Below are 23565 nucleotides of genomic sequence, written 5' to 3' on the forward strand. Positions count from 1 at the left end.
CGTTGGTTCAAGCGCTGTTTCAAGCTATTGCAGCAGGCATTCCGATTCGTGCAGTACCCATCCTCTCTTCACGAAAACATGATTTCCTCACTCCGAAGCCGCATCCTGATCATTTCTTCCGCCACGGTGATCGGCGCGCTCGCGCTGTCGGGCAGCGCCGCTTACGTCACCGTGCGCGCCAATACGATGGAGACCATCGCGCAGAACCTGAGCGCCATTGCCGGCGCCAACACGCTGGCGATCGACAAGTGGGTCGATGCCAAGGCGCAGGCCGTCAAGGCATCGGCGGACGACGTCGAGCACGGCGATCCGCAAGGCTTCGTCAAGCATATGAGCCGCGCGGACGGCTTTCCGATTACCACCGTCGGCTGGACCGACAAGACCTTTTTCTCGACCAGCGGCACGCCGCCGGATTACGACCCGACCGCGCGTCCCTGGTATAAGGCGGCAATCGCGGCGGGCGGGCTCGTCGTGACGAAGCCCTACGGCGACGCATCGACCGGCGTGCCGTTCGTGTCGTTCGCCGCGCCGATGATTCGCAATGGCCAGCCGGCCGGCGCGGTGAGTGGCGCCGTGCCGCTCGAAGGCGTGCGTGAGGTGGTCGCCACCGTGCACCCGACGCCGTCGAGTCTCGCGTTCGTCGTGACGCGCGACGGCCAGGTGATCGCCCATCCGGACGCGAAGCTGATCCTCAAGCAGGCCACCGACATCTCCACCGCGCTCACGCCGGCCGCGCTGGCTTCGCTCGCGCAAGCCGGCGCGCCGATGGAAGTCGAACTGGGCGGCGTGCCGAAACTGTTGAAGGCGCAACCGGTGTCGGGCACTGACTGGTATCTGGTGATCGCGCTCGACAAGGCCGAAGCGACGGCGGGTCTTGCCAACGTGTTGCGGGCGCTCGGTATCGCGATGGTGCTGCTAACGCTGGCGGCGGTCGGTGTCGCCGCTTTCTTCACGTCGCATTCGTTCCGCAGCCTCTCGCAGGTGCGCGACGCGATGGACACGATCGGCTCGGGCCACGGCGATCTCACGCTTCGTCTGCCGGTGGTCGGCAACGACGAGGTGGCGCAGATTTCCGCGTCGTTCAACGCGTTCGTCGACAAGATCGGCACCGTATTACTCGAAGTACGGGCCGGCGTGGAGAACATGAAGACCGCGACCGGCGAGATCGAAATGGGCAACCGCGATCTGTCGCAACGCACGGAGACGTCGGCCAGCAATCTGCAGCACACGTCGGCGGCGCTCACGGAGTTGACCGCGAGTGTGAAGCAGTCGGCCGAGAGCGCGATGGAAGCGTCGCGGCTCGCGACCTCGGCGAGCGAGGCGGCGGCACGCGGCGGCGCGGTGGTGACGAGCGCGGTTAGCACGATGGACGACATCGCCCGCTCGTCGGCGCGGATCACGGAAATCATCAGCGTGATCGACAGCATCGCGTTTCAGACCAACATCCTTGCGTTGAACGCCGCGGTCGAAGCGGCGCGAGCCGGCGAGAACGGCCGCGGCTTCGCGGTGGTGGCCGGCGAAGTGCGGACGCTCGCGCAACGCTGCGCGACGGCCGCGCGCGAGATCAAGGACCTGATCCAGTCGTCGGAAGCGAGCGTGGGCACCGGCGCGCAGCGCGTGCAGGCGGCCGGCGCGGCGATGCAGGAAATCGTCGATGGGATCGAGCGCGTGAATCGCGTGATCGGCGAGATCGACGGCGCCATGCACGAGCAGAGCGCCGGCATCAGCCAGATCGACCGCAGCGTCGCCGAGATGGACCAGGCAACGCAGCAGAACGCCGCCTTGGTCGAGCAATCGACCGCCGCGTCCGCGACGCTGAACGAGCAGGCGCATGGCCTGTCGGGCATTGTGGGAACCTTCAAACTGCGTCACGGCGACGCGCGCGCGTAATTTTCAATAGCGGGGTCGACGTCGCGGCTGCGCGCCGTCGACCCCGCATCACGGCTTCCTTCTCCGTTCCTCCCAAGCCTCGATCCCTCGGTGCGCCACGCGTGCCATCCAGACATTTTTTCTGTTTTTGACAAAATGTACAATTCTGGATAGTATGTCCAGATGACGAAACATACCGCTGAGCAGCGCGCGCTGCTGGACCAGATCAGCCAGATCGCGGACGGACTGGCGCAGACGTTCGCGCCATTCTGCGAAGTGGTCGTGCATGACCTGCTCGACCCGAAGCACGCCGTACTGGCGATCCATAACAACCTGTCCGGCCGCGAGGCCGGTCATCCGGCAACGGAACTCGGCCTCGCGCGTATCGCCGATCCGGATTATCCGCAGGTGATCGCGAATTACGCCAATCAATTCGCCGACGGCCGGCCCGCGAAGAGCACGTCGATCGGCATCAAGGATTCGTCTGGACAATACGTGGCCGCGCTGTGCATGAATATCGACCTGACACTGTTCCGCGGTTTGCAAAGCGCGGTCGGGCAGTTCGTCCGGGTCGATGCGGGCGCAACGACCCGGGAGTCGCTCGACCCCGCCGGCGCCGATCTGATCCGCGCGCGGATCGACCAGTTCGCCGCGCGGCTCGCGACCACCCCGCGCGCGCTCAAGACCGAAGACCGTCGCGCGCTGCTGAAGGAACTCAAGGAGTCGGGAATCATGGAAATCCGCCGCGCCATGGAAGTGACCGCGCAGTACCTGGGCGTCTCGCGCGCCACCGTTTATAGCGATACCAAGTGATGCCGATCGACGCGCAGCTTCTGTTGCTCGACAAGGATCACGTCGAGCGTTTGATGCAACCGGCCGACGTCATGGCGGCCGTCAGAGAAGCCTTCGTGCTGCACAGCGATCGCGAAGGCCGTGTGTTTCCGGTGGTGCGCGAAACGCTCGCAACGGGCGGCATCTTCGGCATCAAGGCGGGCGACGTGCAATCGCAGGGCTTGCTCGGCTTCAAGGCCGCCGGCTTCTGGCCGGATAACCGCACCCGTGGCGGCGAGCCGCATCAGGCGACCGTGATGCTGATGGACCCGGCCACCGGCCGTCCGGTCTGCGTGATCGACGGCAACGCCATTACCACGATGCGTACAGGCGCGGCGGGTGCGTGGGGGCTAAAGACGCTGGCGCGCGCCGACAGCGCGAGCGCTTGCGTGTTCGGTGCGGGCGTGCAGGCGGCGATCCAGTTGCGCTTCGCGCTGGATCACCTGCCCGCGGTCGAGAAGGTCCGTTACGTTACCCATGACGGCCAGCCGAAACCGCAATTCGAAGCCGCGTTTTCAGCGCGGTGCGAGGTGTCACTCGCAACGGATAGAAACGACGCGGTTGCGGCGAGCGACATCATCATCACCGCGACTCCCGGCGCGGGCGCTTTATTCGACGCGCAAGCCTTGCAGGCGGGCACCCATCTGAACTGCGTCGGCGCCGATACGCAGGGCAAACGCGAACTGCCCGACGGCGTGCTGGCGCGCGTGACGCTCGTCGTGGACGACCGGGAACAGGCGAAGCGGATTGGCGAAACGCAGTGGGCACCCGCGACACCCAACGTCGAACTTGGCGACCTGCTCACGGGCAAGGAGACCTTCCACCGGCAGCCGACGGATATCACGCTGTTCGATATGACCGGCCTTGCACTGCAGGATCTGACCGTTGCGCGCGTGTTGTATCGCCGGGCGCTTGCCGAGCGGGTGGGGGTCAACATTCCATGGCCGTGGTAGTGCGCTTGCGGGGCTGTCAGGCCGCAACCGTTCGCTGCATCCGCCCGAAGTAACAATCCCTATCGAGAGAAATCATGTCTCAAGCTCAATACATCGATCCGCTTACCGGAACCCGTTATCCGTTCGACGTGCCGCGCTGGTGTTCGGATACGCAGACGCCGCTGCTAATCACCGCGCAGCCCGGCATTGGGCGCGACGACATCGACCGGTCTAATCGCTCGTTGTGGCGTTACCGCGCGGCGCTGCCGGTCGATATCGCCAAACCGATTTCGATGGGCGAAGGTTGCACGCCGCTCGTGCAGAAAGCGTGGAACGACTTGCGGCCGTTCTTCAAACTGGAATGGTTTAACCCGACCTGCAGTTTCAAGGATCGCGGCACAGCGGTGATGCTGTCCTTCCTGCGCGGGATCGGCGTCGACGCGGTACTCGAGGACAGCTCGGGCAACGGCGGCGCGTCGGTCGCGGCGTTTGGCGCGGCGGGCGGCATGGGCGTGAAAATTCTCGCGCCGGCCTATACGTCGCCGGCCAAAATTGCGCAAGTCCGCGCGTATGGCGCGCAGATTCAACTGGTCGAAGGGCCGCGCGAGGAATCGCAGGCGGAGGCGATCCGGCAGTCGGCGGAGATCTTTTATTCCAGCCACAACTGGCAGCCGTTCTTTCTGCAAGGCACGAAGTCGATCGCGTACGAGCTGTGGGAAGACTTCAACTTCGAAGCGCCGGACAACATCATCATTCCGGTCGGCGCGGGCAGCAATCTGCTGGGTTGCGATATCGGCTTCAAGGAGTTGCTGGCGGCGGGACAGATCAAGAAGCTGCCGCGACTCTTCGCATCGCAGCCGTTGAATTGTTCTCCACTCGACGCGTCGTTCCAGGCGGGCCTGGATGTGCCGGTGGCGCGCGCTGTTTCGAAGACCGTTGCCGAAGGCACCGCGATCGCGCATCCGCTTCGCTTGCGGGAAATGGTTGCCGCGCTACGCGATAGCGGCGGCTCCACCGTTGCGGTTGCCGAAGACGACATCGTCGCCGCGCTTAAAAAGCTCGCGATTCAAGGCATTTTCGTTGAACCGACTTGCGCGCACGCCGCTGCTGCGCTCGACGAGTTGACGCGTCGCGGCACCATCAAGGCATCCGAACGAACCGTCGTGTTGTTGACCGGCACGGGTATCAAGGCAGCGGGTTATATCGCGGAGCTGTTCGCTCAGCCGGCGTAATTGTTGTCGGTCGTGCCGTGTTCGGCCCGCGAGCGGCCGATGCATTTGTAGGGGATAAAAGCGGCCGAATGGAGCTAATTCATCTCGGCGCTTCAAATTCGCGCTTCAAAAAAACGGGCTGCAAGAAGGTTGCGCCCGCAATTGCTTTACGTCATTAGCAGCATCCTGCCTACCGGGCAGCGTCGCGCATTTCTCGTGCAGACCGCGTCTCGCCGCAAGCCTTCAATCTCCCTCCAGTCACGCAAAACCCGTAATGTCGAGGTAAGCAAAGCGCCATTTCCCCGTAACGGCGCGGTGTTCCAATGTCGTCGGGTATTGAAACGCTCCCCACACGGCCGCTCACTTGCAATAGAACAGCGGTTAAAGAATAACTAGCAGAACGACATCCGGAGTTAACACCTATGTTTTCCCGAGCTTTCCTGTTTGGCGTGTCCGGCATTGCGTTAGCGGTTTCGCTATACGCATGCGGCGGCAACAACGGAAACGGCAATACGCTGTCGCCGATTTCCGTCCAGAACCAGGCCGCCACCTCCACGCCGATCAAACACGTCGTGGTGATCTATAACGAGAACGTCTCGTTCGACCATTACTTCGCGACCTACCCGGTAGCGGGGAACCCGGCGGGTGAACCGGTGTTCAACGCCGCAGCGGGCACGCCGACGGTCAACGGTCTGAGCGGCACGCTGCTCACCGCCAACGCGAACTTTACCAACACGGCGAACGGCACCGGCGCGGCGAACCCGTTCCGCCTGGACCGCACGCAAGCGGCGACGGCCGACCAGAACCACGCGTACACGGCAGAGCAGCAAGCCTACGATAACGGTCTGGCCGACCTGTTCCCGAAGTACACGGGTAAGGGTTCGAGCGGCGGTGCAGGCGCATTTGGCACGAGCGGTCAGGTGATGGGCTACTACGACGGCAACACCGTCGGCGCGATGTGGAACTGGGCCCAGAACTTCGCGATGAGCGACAACGCTTATACGGACACGTATGGTCCGTCGACGCCGGGCGCACTCGAAGTCGTTTCCGGTCAGAACAACGGCGTGAAGCTCGTCAAGACCTCGCACCCGGTGTTCAACCTGACGACGGCGTCGAGCTCGTACTACGTCAACGACGGCCAGGGCGGCTTCACGCTGATCAACGACGCGGACCCGGCTGGCGATACGTGCTCGAGCGCGACCGATCAGATCCAGATGACGGGCAAGAACATCGGCGATCTGCTGAACGCGAAGAGCCTCACGTGGGGCGGCTTCATGGGCGGCTTCAACCTGAGCACGGTCAACGCGAACAACTCGACGGGCTGCACGCGCAACACGCTCTCGCCGGTAGTGGGTCAGCCGACCAACGACTACGTCCCGCACCACAACTGGTTCCAGTACTTCGCGTCGACGGCCAATCCGCAACACTTGCGCCCGAGCGCGACGGCCCAGATCGGCTACTCGCTGGAAGCCGACGGCAAGACCGCCGAACCGGCTAACCACCAGTACGACACGGACGACTTCTTCGCGTCGGTGAAGGCAGGTAACTATCCGTCGGTCAGCTTCATCAAGGCACCGGCGTTCCAGGACGGCCACGCAGGTTACTCGGATCCGCTGGACGAACAAGCCTTCACGGCCAAGGTGGTCAACTTCCTGCAGCAACAGCCGGACTGGAAGAGCACCGCTGTGATCGTGGCGTGGGACGATTCGGACGGCTGGTACGACCATGCGTTCGCAAACACGACGAGCTCGTCGTTCGACTCGCAGGCTGACCAGCTGAACGGCGCCGGCAAGTGCGGCACGGGTACGGCTCCGGTGGGCGTGGGTGGTGGCGTGGTCAACGGCCGTTGCGGCCCGGGCACGCGTATCCCGTTCCTCGTGATCTCGCCGTGGGCCAAGGTCAATTACGTTGACCACACGCCGATCAGCCAGGCATCGGTGGTTCGCTTCATCGAAGACAACTGGCTCGGTAGCCAACGCCTCGGCGGCGGTTCGTTCGACGCGACGGCGGGCAGCATCATGAGCCTGTTCAACTTCAGCGGCAACGGCAACAACCCGACCGTGTTCGTCGACCCGAATCTGGGTACGGTGGTCTCGTCGGTCCCGGCGATCTAAACGTCGTGAATCGTATCGACGCGATCGCGTCGATACGAAGCAGGCAGTATCCCCGTGTTGCCAGCCCGTTTGGGCTGGCAACATTTTTCGCTTTCAGCTTCCCTTGTCGTCGCTCATATGCCCGCCTCCTCAGCTCGCCCAACGGAAACAAGTCCTATTCAGAACCCGCCCGGATCCGGTATCCGGCGTTTGCTTGTGCAGCTTGTCGTCGCAGTGATTCTCGCCGCCGTCGTGTTTGCCGTGTGGGCGCTGCTGTACCCGTCGCGCGTGCCCGCTGCTGTCGGCATGATGGTCGAGGACCTCACCGGTGCGAACGCCACGCCGATCGCGCTTCAACGTCCCGTTGCACCGCCTCAGCTGAGTGCCGTCGCGCAACTGGGCAAGAAAATCTTCTTCGATCCGACGCTGTCCGCGTCGGGTCGTCAGTCGTGCGCTTCGTGTCATAGCCCCGATCATGCGTTTGGGCCGCCTAACGATCTGGCGGTGCAACTGGGCGGCGCGCATCTGACGCTGGAAGGCTATCGGCCGCCGCAATCGCTGATGTATCTGTACCGTCAGCCGAACTTCAGCATCGGCCCGGATCAGGGCGACGCGGACGTTGCGCCGGATCTGACGGCGGCCGCGAGTGCCGCCACCGGTGTGGCCCGCGCGCAGAAGAACGCCGGTGTAGCGCCAGCTGCACCCGCGATGGTGCCGCAAGGCGGATTGTTCTGGGATGGTCGCGCCGACACGCTGCAATTGCAGGCGTCCGGTCCGATGCTCAATCCGGTCGAGATGGCCAACGCGAATGCCGCCGACGTGCTGACCAAACTTCAGCACACGGAATATCGCAAAGACTTCCTGCAGTTGTTCGGTCCCAACGTGTTTCAGAACACCGACCTGGCGATGTCGGAAGCGATGTTCGCGGTGGCGCGTTATCAGGTGGAAGAGCAGGCGTTCCATCCGTACACCAGCAAGTACGATTACTGGCTGGAAGGCAAGGCGCGCTTGAGCCAGGCCGAACTGCACGGGCTGCGGTTGTTCAACGATCCGAACAAGGCGAACTGCGCGGGTTGCCATCTTTCGAAGCCGGGCACGGACGGTTTGCCGCCGATGTTCACGGACTACCAGTACGAAGCGCTCGGCGTGCCGCGCAATCCGCATCTGGCCGTCAACAAGGATCACAACTTCTACGATATGGGCATTTGCGGTCCGTTCCGCACCGACATCAAGGACCAGACGCAGTACTGCGGCATGTTCCTTACGCCGACGCTGCGCAACGTGTCGACGCGTCAGGTGTTCTTCCACAACGGCGTGTATAAGACGCTCGAAGACGTGATGGCGTTCTACAACGACCGCAATACCGATCCGAAGAAGTTCTATCCGCTCGGGCCGGACGGCAAGGTCCAGAAATACGACGATCTGCCGGTCAAGTACCAGGCGAATATCGACGATAAGGACGCCCCGTTCGATCGCAAATTCGGCGATAAGCCGGCGATGACGGACGCGGATATCAAGGACATCATCGCGTTCCTGAAGACCTTGAACGATGGGTACAAGCCTTGAGCGATGAAGCGCCGCTCGGTGGGTAGCGAGCGGTCAGCAGAGTAGGTGGGCTCCAAAGGGTTGCGTCGAGATCGACGCAACCCTTTTTTTGTGGCGCCCGGCGCCTTGCCACATCACCTCAAGCCGCGGCGTCCGCCGCTTGCGTGCGCTGTTTGCCGATGGATTCCAGCACCGCCTGCACGACCCGCTCGACGCTCGGCCAGTTGCGTGCGGGGTCGTCCGTCACGATCTGCTCGGGGCACACGCTGCGATACGGCGGCGGATAACCCCAGATCGCATCGTGCCGTTCCGTCCGCGTGATGCTGCCGCCGATTACCGCTACGGTCGGACGATGAAACGCGGCCGCGACGTGCATCAGCATCGACGAATTGGTCAGCACGACATCGGCCTGTTCGGTGAGCGCGAAGGTAATGCGCATCGGCACGTGACCCGCCACCGAGCGGATCGATACGCCCATGCCCGCCGTGGTGATGGCTTCGGCGGCGCGCGCCTGGTCCGCCACGCTGCCGACAACCACGATATCGCAGACCTCGCCGCTTTTGCCGATGGCCCGCGCGATCTGCGCGAGCGCGGCGCCCGCTTGACGCGCGTCCCATGCCTTGCTGGCCACGCCGGCGCCCACGCCCGCGACGATCCGCACAATCCGGTGGCCCGACGCGTCCGCGCAAGCGTTCCAGATGCGGGTGGCGTGAGCGCGTTCGTCGTCGGTCAGGAACAATTGCGGGCGTGCTTCCGGTAGTTCGGTCGCGCCCAGCAACTCGGCTTGCGCGAGTGCCGCGCGCCCGCATTGGCGCGCCGCGAATTCGATGTGCGCCTGACAGCCGCTCCAGCCGCCGCGATAACCGCGCACGCCGATGCGATAACGCGCGCCAGCCCGCATCAGCAACACGGCGCCCATGTAACTGCCGAGCACGTCGATGCCGACATCGACACCGCCGCGCGCGCGCAACGCGGCGACCTGCGGCGAGCGCCACAGAAAACGCAGGACGTTGCGATGCGAACGGTCGTCGACCAGCTTGTTGTTCCAGGGCGCGTCGATCTCGACGATTTCATCGACGAACGGATTGTTCTCGAGGATCGGCCGTCCCCAGGCGCCGATGCCGGCGATCAGGCGCGTGGTCGGAAAACGCTTTCGCAGCGCGTCGAAAAGCGGCGTGGTGGTCAGAAGTTCGCCGAAGTCGTTGGGACGCAGCACGAGAATTTCGCGCGGCGTGGCACGCCGCGGATCGAAACGCGGCGGATAGAAGCGGCCGGCCAGCCAGACCGGCGCTTCGATGAGGAGGCTTTTCCAACTCTTCCAACCCATGGTTTCTCCATGCGCAGAGGGCGGCGTCGCGGGCTACCGCCCGGATCTCGCCCCGATTGTGCATGGAGGCCTCACGGCATTGTGTGGCCGGGCGTACAGAGGCGCGGAGGTCGCGGCCACGGCGGTATCGCGGAGCAGGCGTGATGCAAGCATCGCGAGATAGCGCGTCGGAACCCACGACAAACGACAAACGTAGCCGCCGGATCGGCGCGTAAGAATTGGCAATCGGCGGTGTCGCGCGGATCGGGCGGAGGGCGGCCGCGATTCTTCAGACTGTCACAACGCATTGCTAAGTTCTGCGACGACTTGTCGTCGACGGAGCACTGATGGACCCACAGGCATTGGCCACGGCATTACCCGATACGCCCGACCCGGCACGCGTGCGGCGCGCGCCGCGCGCGGTCGCGATCGACCGCCGCGCGAATCTGACGCTGCTGGCGCTCGTCGGCGCGGCGATGGTGCTGCAGTTCGTCGCGTGGCCGTTTCTGTTGCGACATTGGGGCATGGCCGCGCTCGGCCTCGCGGTGCCGCTCGTGGTGCTGGCGCCGACGCACTGGGGCTTGATCCATGAAGCGATTCACGGTCAGTTGCTGCCGCAGCGGCGCCGCAACGAAGCACTCGGCCGGTTGCTCGCGATCGCCTACCTGTTGCCGTTCGACGCCGTGCGTTTCGGTCATCTGATGCATCATCGTTTTACGCGCGAGCCCTACGATCAGCCGGACGTGTACGACGGCGCGACGCCTCGAGCCTATGCCCGGGCCGGCTATACGCTGCGTTTGCTGGGCGGTTTGTATCTGGCGGAAATGGCCTTGCCGCTGCTGTCGTTTCTGCCGGCGCGGTGGACATGCCGGCTGGTCGCATCGCAGATCGGCCATGCCGGCCCGGCGGGCGACGACGTGCAGCGCCTGTTCGTCGGCTTTGCCGGCAATCCGGAGCGACGCGGCCGCATTCGGCGCGACTGGCTGCTGTCGATCGTGCTGCATGGCGGCGCGTTCTATCTGTACGGCGCGTGGTGGCCGGCGCTTGCCGTGACGATGTATCTGCGTGGCGTATGGCTCTCGATGGCGGACAACCTGCCGCATTACGACGTCTCGCTCGACACCCCGCAGCGAGCCCGCAATTTTCGTGTGCCGGCGGTCTGGCAAGGGGTGCTGATGAATCATCATCTGCACCAGTTGCATCACCGGCATCCGACCATGCCGTGGACGGCGCTGCCGGCGCTGGCGCGCGAGCTCGACGCGATGTCGGGGCTGGCGTCGTCCTCGCCGATCGAGGATGAGGCTTATTTCAGCGCGGCGCTGAGGCAGTTCCGGCGCTTCGGCCGGGTGCGTTGAGCGACATCAATCCTGTTTTTCAACCGACGGGCTCGCGTAGCGTGCCAGAAACATATCGGCCGTCGATTCCGCCAGCCGCTGCTGTTCATCCGGACCCAGCGGCGGCTGTCCCATCGCCACCTGCGGCCAGAAAGCGAACGACTTCACCAGGCCTTGCAACTGATGCGCGGCGAACAGCGGATCCGTCGTGTCGAGACGCCCATCGGCAGCGGCTGCGCGGACCCACACGGTCAGGTCTTCCTCGCGTTCGCCGAGTCGCGCCACCATCTCCCGCGCGCGTTCCGGCGAATGAATCCCCGCCGCGATCGCGACGCGCGCCAGCGACAGGAAAGCGTCGTCGTTGATCAGCTTCAGCTTGCGCGACAGCAGCGCGAGCAGTTGCGCGCGCAACGGCCGGTCGCCGCGATAGGCGGGCGACTCGCCTTCGTGACTGGCCTCCCACAACTGTCGCAGGATTTCCGCGAACAGCGCTTCCTTGCTCGGGAAATGGTTGTACACCGTGCGCTTCGAGACGTTCGCGCTGGCGGCGATGCGGTCCATGCTGGTCGCGTCGAAACCGGCCGCGAGAAATTCTTCGATCGCCGCGCCGATGATGGCGAGGCGCTTGCGGTCGGTCAGTCGTTGGGGCGTGTCGTTCGAGTCCATCGTGAAATTTTACACCGGGTAGTTTACTTTTCTCAAAAATAAACTACACTGAGTAGTCTACTTTTTGCCTCGGGGCGTCTTAAATGACTTCGCTCATCGGTTCCATCCGCCATGCTTTGGGTTTCACCGCCGCGAGACGTGGGCGCGAACGTTCGCTAGGATCGGCGCAGCATGACGGCGAGCGCTTTCGCAACGTCAAGCGGCGGCCGGTGGAAGGGTTCGGCAAGACCTTGAGCATTGCGTGGAACATGCTGGTCAACAAGCCGTCGGGCACTGTCCCGACGGGTGCGCTGCCGGTCGATACCTTGACGCGCGCGCAGCTCGAGGCCGCGCCCGACCGCAGTCTGTACCGGCTCGGGCATTCCACGCTGCTGCTGAAGCTGCGCGGACAGTTCTGGCTGACCGATCCGGTGTTTGCCGAACGCGCGTCGCCGTTCCGGCGGCTCGGGCCGAAGCGTTTTCATGCGCCGCCCATTGCGCTGGCCGATCTGCCGCCGCTGGCCGGGGTGATTCTGTCGCACGATCACTACGACCATCTGGACCGCGAGACGGTGCTGGCGCTCGCCGCCACGACCACCGTGTTTCTGACGCCGCTCGGCGTCGGCGACCGGCTGATCGAATGGGGCATCGACGCGCGCAAGGTACGTCAGTTCGACTGGTGGCAGGGCGTGGAGATCGACGGCATCGCGTTCACGGCAACGCCCGCGCAACATTTCTCCGGTCGCAGCCTGTTCGATAGCAACAGTACGTTGTGGGCGTCGTGGGTGATCGTCGACGGCGATCTGCGGGTGTTTTTCAGCGGCGATACCGGGTACTTCGACGGTTTCAGGACGATTGGCGAGCGGCTGGGTCCGTTCGACGTGACGCTCGTCGAAACCGGCGCGTACGACAAGCTTTGGCCGTACGTCCACATGCAGCCCGACGACACCGTGCAGGCGCATACCGATCTGCGCGGCCGCTGGCTGGTGCCGATTCATAACGGCACGTTCGATCTGGCGATGCACCGGTGGTACGAGCCGTTCGAGCGCGTGATCGGATTGGCCGCGGTGCGCGGCATTGCGCTGTCGACGCCGCGCATGGGCGAGCGGCTGGATCTCGCCGCGCCGCATCGCGGCGAGCGATGGTGGCGCAAGGTGATCGAGGTCGTCGAGGCGACCGAAGTTGCCGACGCGCCAAAGACGTCGCGGCGGTGGTTCTCGTGCCGCGGCGCGGGGCAGGCGAATTCGTGATGGCGTTGCGGGGCCGGCCTCATTCTCTTGCAGGAGAGTGAAGCCGGCCCCGCTTTAAAGGCACTGTCCGGTTACTTGGGCAATGCGCCGGTCACGGAGCTGAGCAGGTTCGTCACCGGGGCGAGCGCGTTGGTGGCGCTGCCCGTGTGCGAAGCGGTCGAGGTCAGCCCTGCGACCAGACCGGTTGCGGGGGCGAGCAGACCCGATGCCGCCGAGCTCGTCGAACCGCTTGTCGTCGCCGCGGCGCCTGCGCCGGCGTTGACGACGCTGCTGGATACGCCGACGCCGGCGTTGACCAGACCCGTAACCGACGCGGTGATGCCGGTTGTCGAGGCTAGCGTGTTGCCGAGCGTGGACGTCACCGTGGTGGCCAGCGGCACGATCGGGTTGCTCTTCGCGATACCGGACAAGGTGCCCGTCAATGAACCGGCGGATCCGGTGACCGTGCTGAGGGCGCTGGTGATCGGCACGATCGGATTGGCGCTGGCGAGGGTGCTGGTCACGCTATTGACCACGCCGCTGATCGGCGCGGTGGCGGCGCTGAGGGCGCCTGTTACGGGGGCGATCGGATTGCTGCCGGCGGCACCGGCGAGGGTGCCGGTCACGGAGTTGATCGCGCCTGTGACGGGAGCCAGCGGGTTGCTGCCTGCGGCGCCGGCGAGGGTGCTGGTCACGGAGTTGATCGCGCCTGTAACGGGAGCCAGCGGATTGCTGCCGGCGGCACCGGCGAGGGTGCTGGTCACGGAGTTGATCGCGCCTGTAACGGGAGCCAGCGGGTTGCTGCCGGCGGCGCCGGCAAGGGTGCTGGTCACGGAATTCACGACACCGGTGACAGGGGCAAGCGGGTCGCTTCCAGCAGCACCAGCGAGCGTGCTAGTGACGGAATTGACTACGCCCGTAACCGGAGCCAGTGGATTGCTTCCTGCAGCACCCGCAAGCGTGCTCGTCACGGAGTTGACCACGCCCGTCACAGGAGCGAGCGGATTGCTTCCAGCAGCGCCAGCCAGCATGCTAGTCACAGAGTTCACCGCACCCGTGACAGGTGCTAACGGATTGCTGCCCGCTGCGCCCGCGACGATGCCGGTCAGCGAATTAACGGCGGTCGACACCGTGCTCGCACCTGAGTCGACTGCATTCGCGACAACGGCTGTCGTTCCATTGACGCTGTTCGCCACGTTGGCCGCGGTCGAATCGATCGCCGTGGTGAGTACGCCGGTGGTCATGTTGATCGTATTCGACAGGCTGCCCGTGCCGGAATCGATTGCGCCCGTCAGCGCGCCCGTCGCTGAGGAGACCGCTCCGCTCACGGGGGCAAGCGGATTGCCACTAGTGGCATTGGCGAGCGCAGCCGTGACGGTATTGACGACACCTGTAACCGGTGCCAGCGGATTGCTACCGGCAGCGCCCGACAACGCGCTCGTGACAGTCCCGATGGCGCCTGTCACTGGTGCGAGCGGATCACTGCCGGCCGCGCCGGAAAGTGCGCCGGTTACCGAGCTGATTGCGCCCGTAACCGGTGCCAGCGGATTGCTACCGGCAGCGCCAGACAACGCGCTCGTGACAGACCCAATAGCCCCCGTTACTGGCGCGAGCGGATCACTTCCAGCAGCGCCGGAAAGTGCGCCGGTCACCGAGCTTATTACGCCTGTCACCGGTGCCAGCGGATTGCTACCGGCAGCGCCCGACAACGCACTCGTGACAGTCCCAATAGCCCCCGTTACTGGCGCTAGCGGATCACTTCCAGCAGCGCCGGAAAGCGCACCGGTTACCGAGTTGATTGCACCAGTCACCGGTGCCAGCGGGTTACTCCCCGCGGCGCCCGACAGCGCTCCCGTCACCGTCCCGATCGCCCCCGTTATCGGTGCCAACGGATCCGTGCCGCCCACGCCGGGCAAGCTACCCGTCACCGTCCCAAGCAAGCCCGTCAGCGGAGCAAGCGACTCGTTACCGAAGCTGACCGCGACACCGCCCGCGCCACCCACCGTCACCGTGACGTCGTTAGCCGTGGCCGTACCACCGCCAATAACGCCCAACGCAATCGAGCCGGGCGTCACACCCGCGCCGAGGCCCAAGGTCAACCCGGCGCTCGGCACCGTCGAGTCTGCCATGGCCGCTTCGCTTGCAGCCATGCCGAATGCTGCAGCCGCGCACAAAGCTATTACGGTAACCGCCGTCCCTGCGAAGTTCTTTTCCATCGCCCTGCCTCTCTCTGTGTTGGTTATTGCTGCTGAGGTGAATGCGAGGCGGGTATCTGCAGAGAACGTGCCAATTGGCACTTCGTCATCGAAACGAGGTGCGGTATCGCTACGGCGCGGTTTAAAGACCGGGCGAACGGAACGCGGCCGAGTTGCACGTGTCGCATGTCACGCAAGAACATGACCGTGTTCCGGCTCGGCGTAACGTGACATGACGCTCGGCGCGGACATCGAGTTCAGCGCGCTTCAGCTTATGCAACGTCCTTTAAGCGACATGGCTTCCAGGTCAATGACTCACCACAGGGAGTCACGTGTCCATGTCCAATCGTCAAGGCTCCTGGTCTGTATCCACGACGCGCACATATAACGCGGCGAGCAGCGCGATCAGAGAAGCGAGCCACTCAGACATGGGAAGCCCAACGTTGCCGGAGACACATCGCATGCCGCCTGGGCGGCCAAGGGCGCATTGGCGAAAAAGACATGGAACGCGCCCGTCGAAAACGCTATGCGAAGTGCATTGCCCCAGAGGTTGCACTCGCAAAAAAGCGCCGGATAAAGGCGAAGGTGCCTGCGTATGGATGTCCGATGTGGATCGATTAGTCTCGCCGAGCATGGACGCGAGCCCTGCGGTAATCGCGGCATAGCCGATCCGACTCGCGGCGTTGTTCCGCGGCGCTATGTTCGCTTTCTTCTGGACGGTTCCGACGGCGTTCGCACGATCGTGTCGTCCGGCCAATATGTTCTTCGCGATCAAGGGACCTTCTCGAAGAGACGCACTGCTCGTGGTCGCGCTTCCCCGGCTGGCCGCAATATAAAAAAGTCGTGCTACAAAGCAAGTGGCTGCAGTTGCAACCAATCGGATAGCGACTTCCTGAAGAAGAGAGGTCACGGACCTGAAACAATTTCTGCAGGAATTCTGGAGTTTATGCGAGAGAGCTAAGAAGGCGATTGGCGATGTGTACAATCAGAAAAGCTCTCGGTGCGGATTAGAACTGAACTGTTCTTCATCGGCTTACCGATATTTTCTGTTAGTGATAAGCCAAAATCCATAGGTGCTCTATGAGCGCTGTCCAGCATGCCGACACCGATCTAACCTCGCAGCAATCGGAGGTGCGCGCAAGCCGCGCGATCGGTGCGATCTTCTTTAGCGTATTCGGCGCGGCCTGGCTGGTTTTATGGTGCCTGCAGGTGTACGGCGCGGCGCTCGGCGTCCTGCTGCTTATCGTGGCGGCGGCCGTCTCTCTTCTCCTGCTCTCGTCTTCGCAATTCCGCCGTAATAGATCGGCTTATCGTGCGAATCAAGGCACACCGCGCAGGCTCAAACAATCGCGAGCCTTCAATATCATCAATGCGGTGCAGTGGGCGATCATTGTCGTCGGGGCGACAGCGCTTGCCGAACTAAACAAAAGCATCTGGATACTGCCGCTAGTGATCTTTACGATTGGCGCGCATTTCATTCCGATCGGTGTTGTCTTCAAGTCGAAGGCACGGTACGTAATTGGCATTGCCTTGATGCTGGTGGCGCTCGTCTATCCTCATCTGGGCGCCACGGGGCCCGCGAGTCCTCTAGGTCCGTTATGCGCGGGGTTGATCCTTTGGGCTGGCGCGATAGCTTCGCTGCTGCCGTAAAACTACGACGCCGATCATCGCAAGCGGCTTCCCGTACGCGACGCCATGCTTCGACGCGGGGAACGCACCGTTACGCACCTCGTCAGCATACTGTCTGATCGCGTGTTCCATGACGGCCTTCGTATCCGCGTATTGCTTCACGAAGCGGAGCGTGTAAGCGCTAAACGCGCCGAGCATGTGTTCGGTCACCAGCGTCTGGCCGGCACACGGAGATGCGCCAATGCCGATCGTCGGCACTGGCAGTACTGCGGTAATGCGTTTCGCCAACGCTTCGGCCGTACCTTCGACCACCACGCAGAATGCGTCGGCCTGTTCCATTGCTAGCGTGTCGGCAAATCAGAACGAAGTGCGGATACCAACGCGAGCGACGCTCTGGTTTTGACCCGACGATCCACTGTTATTACCGATCATGGCAAACACGGCGTTCCCGGAAGCTTTCTGGTAGACACCCTGTACATAGACATCGGTCCGCTTCGACAGGCGATAGTCCGCCATCACACCAACCTGATTCTCGTGCGGATTATTGTGGCCACCCGAATACGTGACGGAATCGCGGGTGTAGACATACATGGCAGCCAGATACCATGCCGCTGCGACGTTGAATTTGGCGTTGAACTCGATGTTGTCGAACTTGACGGTGCTTGTCGCGGGCACGGTCGGCCGGTCGACGATATCGGTGTGCGTGTAAACCAGGCCGAGTACCGCGGGTCCGATCGTATAGTTCGCACCAACGCCCGCAACGCGTTGCTGCGCCGACAGTTGGGGTGTGCCAATAACCGCGCCGGTAGAGTTCGCGCTGCCGTTATCGATATTCATGTACGCTGCGGCGACCGACAGCGGGCCATTCTGATAGCGTGTGCCGACACTCCATGCCCGGTTGTCGGAAAATGCACCGGCCTGATTGCTGAAACCATACAACCCGCCGAACTGCAAGCCCGCGTAGTCCGCGCTGGTGTACTTGACCGAGTTGTTAATGCGGAAAGTCTCGTTGAGGTTGTCAGCATCGTCCAGATGCGAGAACAACGTGCCGCCCCAGCTCCCCACCGCCGCCAACGGCGCGACATAATCGACAACCGAGTCGTACTGTCGTCCGAGCGTCACCGTACCGAACTGATTCGAGCCGATCCCCACATACGCCTGGCGGCCGAACATCTGCCCATTCGGCAAAGCGCTGCCGTTATTCAGGCTGAAACCGTTTTCGAGTTGAAAGACCGCGTTGACGCCACCGCCCAGATCTTCGGTGCCTTTAATACCCCAACGGCTGCCCAGTTGCTGGGTGTTGCTCACCATCGCATAGTCGGCATGGCCACCCAGATTGCTGATGTATTCGAATCCTTCGTCGATCGAGCCGTACAGCGTCACGCTGCTTTGCGCGTGGGCCATGCTCGACAGGACGCCAAGCGTCGGTAAAAGGAGGTATTTGGCGATTTTCATTAATTCCCCGTGCTCTCAGAATAGTTGCTTTACTAGTTGAATTGCTGGCGCGGCGGGATTCTACGAAGACGAGCTTTCATTGCGGTTGCGGCGTGGTGAATTGTCCGCACCAGCTTGACGTTGACTGTCGAATCGGGCAGTCGATTCAAGTCGCCCAAATGATTGCGTGCCGTACCGCACAAATGTTTTCTCTGGGTCAATTTAATATCTGTTGCGAATTCAACGAACTGAAAGTCTTTCGTTAGCGCAGTGCTGTAGAAAACCGGACAGACTCGCCGCATTGAAAATCAATAGACCTGTCAGGCGAACGAGCACACAAGAATTAAAATTCCGAGCGGGGGCTGTGTGAATGCATTCCTGAAATGCGCGCTGTCTGTTGCCGTGTTATTCACGTCTTCTTTGGCATTGGCGCAAAGCGAGCAATACAAAGCCACCCTGGAGACGATCAAGGCGATTGTCGAGAAGTCGGCGCTCGCGGGTCCGCTGCTGGTGATCATGGCGATTCTGGCGCTGCTCGCTTTTCTGGCGATGATGACGTTCGGCGTGCGCAACATGCTGACGGTCGTTCACCCCGGCTAGGCGGGATACTGCATCGGCAAAAATGCCGCCAGGCACAGCAAAACCCGTCCGTCTGCATACCCGGGTGGCACATCGGCGCAAGCGACGGTATACTCGCGCGATGGAAACGACGTGGATCCCGCTGCAACTGAAGCGCTGGTGGTGCGCCTGAACGAGGCGGCCCGTTTCCCAACACATTGAAAACGTGATGCCGCCAGTCTGGCGGCATCGTCGTTTTGGCGCGCTAGAAACTGGTAGCGTCGATCAACACGGAACACTCGGATCATGTCCCAAGACACCCAACCCGCTAAGCAACGCATCATTCTGACCGGCGACCGCACGACCGGCCCGCTGCACCTCGGCCACTACATCGGCTCGTTGCGCGCCCGCGTGCAATTACAGCACGAAGCGCAGCAATTCCTGCTGCTGGCCGACACGCAGGCCATGACCGACAACGTCGGCCGGCATCAGAAGGTCACGGAAAACGTCATCGAAGTCGCGCTCGACTATCTCGCGGTCGGCATCGACCCGGCGAAGTCGACCATCTTCATCCAGTCGCAGGTGCCTGAACTCGCCGAGCTGACGCAATACCTGCTGAATCTCGTCACGGTCGCGCGCCTCGAACGCAATCCGACCATCAAGCAGGAAATCGTGCTGCGTGGTTTTGAACGCGATATTCCCGCCGGCTTCTTGACGTATCCGGTCAGCCAGGCCGCTGACATCACCGCGTTCAAGGCCACCCAGGTGCCGGTCGGCGACGACCAGTTGCCGATGATCGAGCAAACCAACGAACTGGTGCGGCGCTTCAACAACACGGTCGAACGCCAGGTGCTGGTGGAGTGCGAAGCGGTGCTGTCGAACGTGACGCGGCTGCCGGGCATCGACGGCAAGGCCAAGATGAGCAAGTCGCTTGGCAACGCGATTCCCCTCGGCGCAACGCCTGACGAAATCACCAAGGCCGTGAACAACATGTACACGGACCCGAACCATCTGCGCGTCAGCGATCCGGGTCAGGTGGAAGGCAACGTGGTGTTCTCGTTCCTCGACGCGTTCGAGCCGGACGTCGCGAAGGTCGACGAACTCAAGGCGCACTATCGCCGTGGCGGACTGGGCGACAGCGTCGTCAAGCGCGCGCTCAACGAGCGCCTGCAAGCCATGCTGGCGCCGATCGCGGCACGCCGTCGCGAGATGGAAGCGGACCGTGGCGAAGTGATGGCCATGCTGCGCAGCGGTACGATGCGCGCGCGGGAAGTGGCCGGCGCCACGCTGTCCGAGGTGAAGAGCGCGCTGGGTCTGGACTATTTCGCCGACTGACGCGCGGCGCTGAATGAAGCGGGCGGTTGCGGTCGCGCGGCAAGGTGAATCGTTGCCGCGACCCGCAACCTGTGGCTCGCAACCCGCCACTCACAACCCCAGGTCCGCCTGCGAATCTACAGCCCTTTCAGAAACGCCACGAGCAGATTGCTCACTTCCACGGCGCGCTCACGCTGGATCCAATGGCCCGCGCCTTCGAGAATATGGCAGCCGCGCAAACCAGGCAGCACGCTCGCGAGATGCTCGATACGGGCCTGCGCGCCGGGAAATTTCAGCACGTCGTCTTTCGCGCCGGCCACGAACAGCGAAGGCTGCCGGATCACGCAGCCGCGCCACGCGGCCATTAATTCCGACGTGCGCCGAATCGCGCGATACCAGTTCAGTCCGCCGCGAAAACCGGTGCGCGCAAACTCGCCGGCCACATAAGCAATCTCTTCGCGATCGAGCCATGACGGCAGCGTTTCGGGATCGACCGTGTTGTCGAGAAATCCTGCGCCTGGGTTCAATATCCCGGCCACGATGCGATCGGGCCCATCGCCCGACATGCTGAAGGTCACGCGCCGCAGGGCGGCTTCGGGATCCGCTTCGAATTCGGCTTCGGCCACACCGGGTGTCTGGAAGTACTGCATGTAAAAGGTGTGCACGCCTTGCCGTTCCAGCGCCGTGAGCAAATCGTCCCGCGCAGGGGGATAAAACGGCACGCTCATACCCGCCACTGCGCGAAACAGGTCCGGCCGCAGCATCGCCGCATGCCAGGCGACCGGCGCGCCCCAATCGTGACCGACGATCACAGCCTCGCGCTCACCGAGAACATTCACGAGCTCGACCATATCGCCGACGAGATGCAGCATCGTGTACGCGTCGGCGTCGGGCGGGGCATCGGTGCCGCCGTATCCCCGCATGTCCGGTGCGACCGCGCGAAAACCCGCGGCGGCGAGCGCGGCCAATTGATGCCGCCAGGCGGACCACGACTCGGGAAAGCCGTGGCATAGCAGCACGAGCGGGCCGCTGCCCTGACTGGCGACACGCATGCGCAGCGCGCCGACCTGCAACGTTTCTATCTGAAGTTCGTGCAAAGAGAGACTCCGTGAAAGTCCGATTAAGGTGCCGTCATTCGTCGGCCTTCTGGTCGGCGACGAAGCCATAAATCGCCGCATCGACGCTGGTAGGACGAGGCCCAAAAACAAACCCATCAACGCCGAGCAGATCCGCCACGACGCGCGGATCGTCGATACCTCTTGCATAGATCTGGTCCGGCTCGTAACGGCCGATGCCTTGATAGTGATACGGCAGCCGGTTGTAATCACGCGCCGCGAACCGCGTCGTCTCGTCGAACAGCATAGGTCGGCAACGCCGGCGCGCAAGTTTACTTTTCAGGTACGGGTAAAGCGGGAAGATGTCGCGACAGTCACGGCGCCGGGCCACATGCCGCCCGCTATGTAAGAGGAACGATAGGTCAGCCCGGTATAGTCGGTCGCGACAGGCGTAGTCGCAAAATCGACGCACAGTAGACGCAAAATCGCGCCAATGCCCGCAGCCGGTATGACCTTATCCCTTCAGTCAACGGACCACCATCATGAGCGACGCGAAACACGAGAAGCCCCAGTCATCCCACGCGCAGGGCAATCATCACTATCGATTCCACCTGCCGCACGTTCATCTCACGTCGGTATTCGGCGACGACTGGTTCGCGCTGAAGGCGGAAGCTTTCGCGCGATTCTTCGGCACGCCGACCTTCCTGATTGCGCAGACCTTGATCGTGGCGGTGTGGATTGCCGTGAACATGCTGGGCTGGACGAAGTTCGACGTCTACCCGTTTATTCTGCTGAATCTCGCCTTCAGTCTGCAGGCCGCGTACGCGGCGCCGCTGATCCTGCTCGCGCAAACGCGTCAGGCGGATCGCGACAAAGTGCATGCGGATGCCGACGCGCGTCATCGTGAGGATATCGCCACGGCGAGCGAGCAGCGTCAGGCGCTCGCCGCGCGGCAGACCGAGCAACTGGTGGCGTTGCTCGAACAGAACACGCAACTCACCGCGCTGACCAAGCAGATGAGCGAACGCATCGAGACATTGACGCTCGAATTGCACAACAAGCTGGCGCAAGTCGGTCCCAGCGCTTAAATTCGCCGAGATTTCGCGCGCGGCCATTCAACGGGCAAGCGCGTGTTCGGCGCTGTCGCGCGGATGCTGCGCGCTGGCGTTCGTGACCGGCTGGTGCACGCATATCCGGTCGCGTCCCGCGCGTTTGGCGTCATACAGCGCAAGGTCCGAGCGGGCACTCAGGCGGTCGAGCGTTTCACCCGTCATCCAGCCTGCCAGACCGCCGCTGATGCTGTAGGCGCAGGGTCCGGCGACGGTTGTGACCGGCTGTGCGGCGACCGCCTGGCGCAGCCGCTCCGCGAATCGCCACGCGTCGTCCGGCAGCGTGGCGGGCAGCAGCACGGCAAATTCCTCGCCGCCCAGGCGACCCAGCGCATCGCTTTGCCGCAACTGGGAATGCGCCACCCGAACAAATTCGCGCAGCACCGTGTCGCCGCCGGCATGGCCGAACGTATCGTTGATGGATTTGAAATGATCGAGATCGACGATCAGCAGGGAGACGGGTAAGCCGTGCCGGTCCGCTTCCTCCAGCCGGGTTCGCGCGATCGCTTCGAACCCTTTTCGTGACAGCGCGCCGGTCAGGTAGTCGCGATTCGCCGCGTCGCGCGCGTCGGCCAGCAGCACGTTGTGCACCATCATCATTGCCGACATGGAGAGCGTGGGCATGATCGCCGTGGCCGCGACCAGCAACATCACGCTCCCTGCGGAAGCGAACATCACGGGGTTCGACACGCCGTCCAGCGTCATGAAATAGAAGCCTCTCGCAAGCTGGCACAGCGCGAACAGCAGGGCCATCGCCGCGGTCACCCAATACGGGTAAGTCGAGCGCTCGCGTGGCCGGTATCGAACGACGAGGTGTGCGGTCGCGAGACAAACGGCGGCCGTGAAGAGCGTGGTGGCGAGCACGCGAACCGGAATGCTGTCGACGACGTAACGCCAGTAGATCAGCGCGATACCCAGCGGCACGAGTGAGGCGCTCAACAGCGGCCAGCGTACCGGACGCCCTAAAAATTGGGCACAGCCGGCGTAGTACGTGACGGCCGACAAGGCCATCATCAGATTCGCGATGACGACGGACAGGACGTCGGGAATGCTGCCGCGCATCAGGATAAGCGGCAGCGCGACGACGATGCCGAGATTGGCGGCAAACCATTCGCGCACGCCCGGCATACCCGAGCGAAGCAGCGAGCCGAGCAGCACCAGCAGTACCAGGCTCATCAGTGCGGCGGTGGTGACGGCCACAGCGGGATCCAACATTCGAGGCACCTCCCCGAAATACGTCGTCAGTCTTTTTATGGTGATCCGCTCGCCGGCCCAG

18 protein-coding genes and 2 pseudogenes are annotated in these 23565 nt (G+C 63.2%); 12 read left to right on the forward strand and 8 right to left on the reverse strand.

Annotated elements, in window-relative coordinates:
- Window positions 1-78: 78 nt before the first annotated feature.
- From B0G83_RS04345 to B0G83_RS04370, 6 genes are all read left to right on the forward strand, one after another.
- Entirely contained in the window at window positions 79-1890 is a 1812-nt protein-coding gene (locus tag B0G83_RS04345) for a methyl-accepting chemotaxis protein (RefSeq protein ID WP_105506156.1), read from the forward strand.
- Between the two features lie 162 nt (window positions 1891-2052).
- Window positions 2053-2682, forward strand: a complete 630-nt coding sequence (locus tag B0G83_RS04350) for a transcriptional regulator (RefSeq protein WP_105506157.1) — start codon at window positions 2053-2055, stop codon at window positions 2680-2682.
- Window positions 2682-3653, forward strand: a complete 972-nt coding sequence (locus B0G83_RS04355; protein WP_105506158.1) for an ornithine cyclodeaminase family protein — start codon at window positions 2682-2684, stop codon at window positions 3651-3653. Before B0G83_RS04350 ends, B0G83_RS04355 begins: the two co-directional genes overlap by 1 nt.
- A gap of 74 nt (window positions 3654-3727) precedes the next feature.
- Window positions 3728-4864 carry a pyridoxal-phosphate dependent enzyme gene (locus B0G83_RS04360; protein WP_105506159.1) on the forward strand — a complete coding sequence of 379 codons (1137 nt, stop codon included), beginning with the start codon at window positions 3728-3730 and terminating at the stop codon, window positions 4862-4864.
- A gap of 401 nt (window positions 4865-5265) precedes the next feature.
- Window positions 5266-6957: a phospholipase C gene (locus B0G83_RS04365; protein ID WP_105506160.1), complete on the forward strand. Its 1692-nt coding sequence runs from the start codon at window positions 5266-5268 to the stop codon at window positions 6955-6957.
- Window positions 6958-7074: 117 nt separating this feature from the next.
- A complete protein-coding gene (locus B0G83_RS04370) occupies window positions 7075-8502 on the forward strand; it encodes a cytochrome-c peroxidase (protein WP_105506161.1) in 1428 nt (475 codons plus the stop codon).
- A gap of 118 nt (window positions 8503-8620) precedes the next feature.
- Here the strand turns inward: B0G83_RS04370 and B0G83_RS04375 are convergent, their stop codons facing one another.
- Window positions 8621-9808 carry a glycosyltransferase family 9 protein gene (locus tag B0G83_RS04375; protein WP_105506162.1) on the reverse strand — a complete coding sequence of 396 codons (1188 nt, stop codon included), beginning with the start codon at window positions 9806-9808 and terminating at the stop codon, window positions 8621-8623.
- A gap of 326 nt (window positions 9809-10134) precedes the next feature.
- Between B0G83_RS04375 and B0G83_RS04380 the strand changes: the two genes are divergently transcribed.
- Complete coding sequence (locus B0G83_RS04380) at window positions 10135-11142, forward strand: fatty acid desaturase (RefSeq protein WP_219848998.1); 1008 nt, start codon at window positions 10135-10137, stop codon at window positions 11140-11142.
- Between the two features lie 6 nt (window positions 11143-11148).
- On the opposite strand, the gene B0G83_RS04385 is transcribed toward B0G83_RS04380, so the two are convergent.
- A complete protein-coding gene (locus tag B0G83_RS04385) occupies window positions 11149-11787 on the reverse strand; it encodes a TetR/AcrR family transcriptional regulator (protein ID WP_105506163.1) in 639 nt (212 codons plus the stop codon).
- Between the two features lie 83 nt (window positions 11788-11870).
- Here B0G83_RS04385 and B0G83_RS04390 point away from each other — a divergent pair, with 83 nt between their 5' ends.
- Window positions 11871-13016: an MBL fold metallo-hydrolase gene (locus B0G83_RS04390; protein ID WP_105506164.1), complete on the forward strand. Its 1146-nt coding sequence runs from the start codon at window positions 11871-11873 to the stop codon at window positions 13014-13016.
- A 71-nt stretch (window positions 13017-13087) separates the two neighbouring features.
- Here B0G83_RS04390 and B0G83_RS04395 read toward each other — a convergent pair whose 3' ends face one another.
- Window positions 13088-15145 (reverse strand): hypothetical protein, encoded by a 2058-nt coding sequence (locus B0G83_RS04395; RefSeq protein WP_258167687.1) that lies wholly within the window; start codon window positions 15143-15145, stop codon window positions 13088-13090.
- A 1125-nt stretch (window positions 15146-16270) separates the two neighbouring features.
- Between B0G83_RS04395 and B0G83_RS04400 the strand changes: the two genes are divergently transcribed.
- Window positions 16271-16840, forward strand: a complete 570-nt coding sequence (locus B0G83_RS04400) for a hypothetical protein (protein ID WP_105506166.1) — start codon at window positions 16271-16273, stop codon at window positions 16838-16840.
- Here B0G83_RS04400 and B0G83_RS04405 read toward each other — a convergent pair.
- Both B0G83_RS04405 and B0G83_RS04410 read right to left on the reverse strand, forming a co-directional pair.
- Window positions 16787-17176 (reverse strand): annotated as a pseudogene (locus B0G83_RS04405) (3-methyl-2-oxobutanoate hydroxymethyltransferase); the annotation flags it as partial. The gene B0G83_RS04400 and the pseudogene B0G83_RS04405 sit on opposite strands and share 54 nt — an antisense overlap.
- Window positions 17177-18274 carry a porin gene (locus tag B0G83_RS04410; RefSeq protein WP_105506168.1) on the reverse strand — a complete coding sequence of 366 codons (1098 nt, stop codon included), beginning with the start codon at window positions 18272-18274 and terminating at the stop codon, window positions 17177-17179.
- 345 nt (window positions 18275-18619) lie between these two features.
- Between B0G83_RS04410 and B0G83_RS38040 the strand changes: the two genes are divergently transcribed.
- The gene (locus B0G83_RS38040) at window positions 18620-18853 is read left to right on the forward strand and encodes a hypothetical protein (RefSeq protein ID WP_146120156.1); all 234 of its coding nucleotides are present in this window, start codon (window positions 18620-18622) and stop codon (window positions 18851-18853) included.
- Between the two features lie 264 nt (window positions 18854-19117).
- The gene (trpS, locus tag B0G83_RS04415; protein WP_105506169.1) at window positions 19118-20146 is read left to right on the forward strand and encodes a tryptophan--tRNA ligase; all 1029 of its coding nucleotides are present in this window, start codon (window positions 19118-19120) and stop codon (window positions 20144-20146) included.
- 116 nt (window positions 20147-20262) lie between these two features.
- On the opposite strand, the gene B0G83_RS04420 is transcribed toward trpS, so the two are convergent.
- Window positions 20263-21222, reverse strand: coding sequence for an alpha/beta fold hydrolase (locus B0G83_RS04420; protein WP_258167688.1), 960 nt, complete (start codon window positions 21220-21222; stop codon window positions 20263-20265).
- A 52-nt stretch (window positions 21223-21274) separates the two neighbouring features.
- Window positions 21275-21460 (reverse strand): annotated as a pseudogene (locus tag B0G83_RS04425) (glutathione S-transferase C-terminal domain-containing protein); the annotation flags it as partial.
- Between the two features lie 262 nt (window positions 21461-21722).
- Between B0G83_RS04425 and B0G83_RS04430 the strand changes: the two are divergent.
- Entirely contained in the window at window positions 21723-22268 is a 546-nt protein-coding gene (locus B0G83_RS04430; RefSeq protein ID WP_105506170.1) for a DUF1003 domain-containing protein, read from the forward strand.
- Window positions 22269-22295: 27 nt separating this feature from the next.
- Here the strand turns inward: B0G83_RS04430 and B0G83_RS04435 are convergent, their stop codons facing one another.
- Window positions 22296-23504, reverse strand: coding sequence for a GGDEF domain-containing protein (locus B0G83_RS04435; protein WP_105506171.1), 1209 nt, complete (start codon window positions 23502-23504; stop codon window positions 22296-22298).
- Window positions 23505-23565 lie beyond the last annotated feature (61 nt).

Origin of the sequence: Paraburkholderia sp. BL21I4N1, from assembly GCF_002973525.1 — a bacterium.
In the GTDB taxonomy this organism is placed as follows: domain Bacteria; phylum Pseudomonadota; class Gammaproteobacteria; order Burkholderiales; family Burkholderiaceae; genus Paraburkholderia.

What these genes read in the sequence shown, in the direction of transcription:
- B0G83_RS04345 (WP_105506156.1), top strand. Translation starts at nt 79, where the DNA reads ATGATTTCCTCACTCCGAAGCCGCATCCTGATCATTTCTTCCGCCACG.
- B0G83_RS04350 (WP_105506157.1), top strand. Translation starts at nt 2,053, where the DNA reads ATGACGAAACATACCGCTGAGCAGCGCGCGCTGCTGGACCAGATCAGC.
- B0G83_RS04355 (WP_105506158.1), top strand. Translation starts at nt 2,682, where the DNA reads ATGCCGATCGACGCGCAGCTTCTGTTGCTCGACAAGGATCACGTCGAG.
- B0G83_RS04360 (WP_105506159.1), top strand. Translation starts at nt 3,728, where the DNA reads ATGTCTCAAGCTCAATACATCGATCCGCTTACCGGAACCCGTTATCCG.
- B0G83_RS04365 (WP_105506160.1), top strand. Translation starts at nt 5,266, where the DNA reads ATGTTTTCCCGAGCTTTCCTGTTTGGCGTGTCCGGCATTGCGTTAGCG.
- B0G83_RS04370 (WP_105506161.1), top strand. Translation starts at nt 7,075, where the DNA reads ATGCCCGCCTCCTCAGCTCGCCCAACGGAAACAAGTCCTATTCAGAAC.
- B0G83_RS04375 (WP_105506162.1), bottom strand. Translation starts at nt 9,808, where the DNA reads ATGGGTTGGAAGAGTTGGAAAAGCCTCCTCATCGAAGCGCCGGTCTGG.
- B0G83_RS04380 (WP_219848998.1), top strand. Translation starts at nt 10,135, where the DNA reads ATGGACCCACAGGCATTGGCCACGGCATTACCCGATACGCCCGACCCG.
- B0G83_RS04385 (WP_105506163.1), bottom strand. Translation starts at nt 11,787, where the DNA reads ATGGACTCGAACGACACGCCCCAACGACTGACCGACCGCAAGCGCCTC.
- B0G83_RS04390 (WP_105506164.1), top strand. Translation starts at nt 11,871, where the DNA reads ATGACTTCGCTCATCGGTTCCATCCGCCATGCTTTGGGTTTCACCGCC.
- B0G83_RS04395 (WP_258167687.1), bottom strand. Translation starts at nt 15,145, where the DNA reads ATGGCTGCAAGCGAAGCGGCCATGGCAGACTCGACGGTGCCGAGCGCC.
- B0G83_RS04400 (WP_105506166.1), top strand. Translation starts at nt 16,271, where the DNA reads ATGAGCGCTGTCCAGCATGCCGACACCGATCTAACCTCGCAGCAATCG.
- B0G83_RS04410 (WP_105506168.1), bottom strand. Translation starts at nt 18,274, where the DNA reads ATGAAAATCGCCAAATACCTCCTTTTACCGACGCTTGGCGTCCTGTCG.
- trpS (WP_105506169.1), top strand. Translation starts at nt 19,118, where the DNA reads ATGTCCCAAGACACCCAACCCGCTAAGCAACGCATCATTCTGACCGGC.
- B0G83_RS04430 (WP_105506170.1), top strand. Translation starts at nt 21,723, where the DNA reads ATGAGCGACGCGAAACACGAGAAGCCCCAGTCATCCCACGCGCAGGGC.
- B0G83_RS04435 (WP_105506171.1), bottom strand. Translation starts at nt 23,504, where the DNA reads ATGTTGGATCCCGCTGTGGCCGTCACCACCGCCGCACTGATGAGCCTG.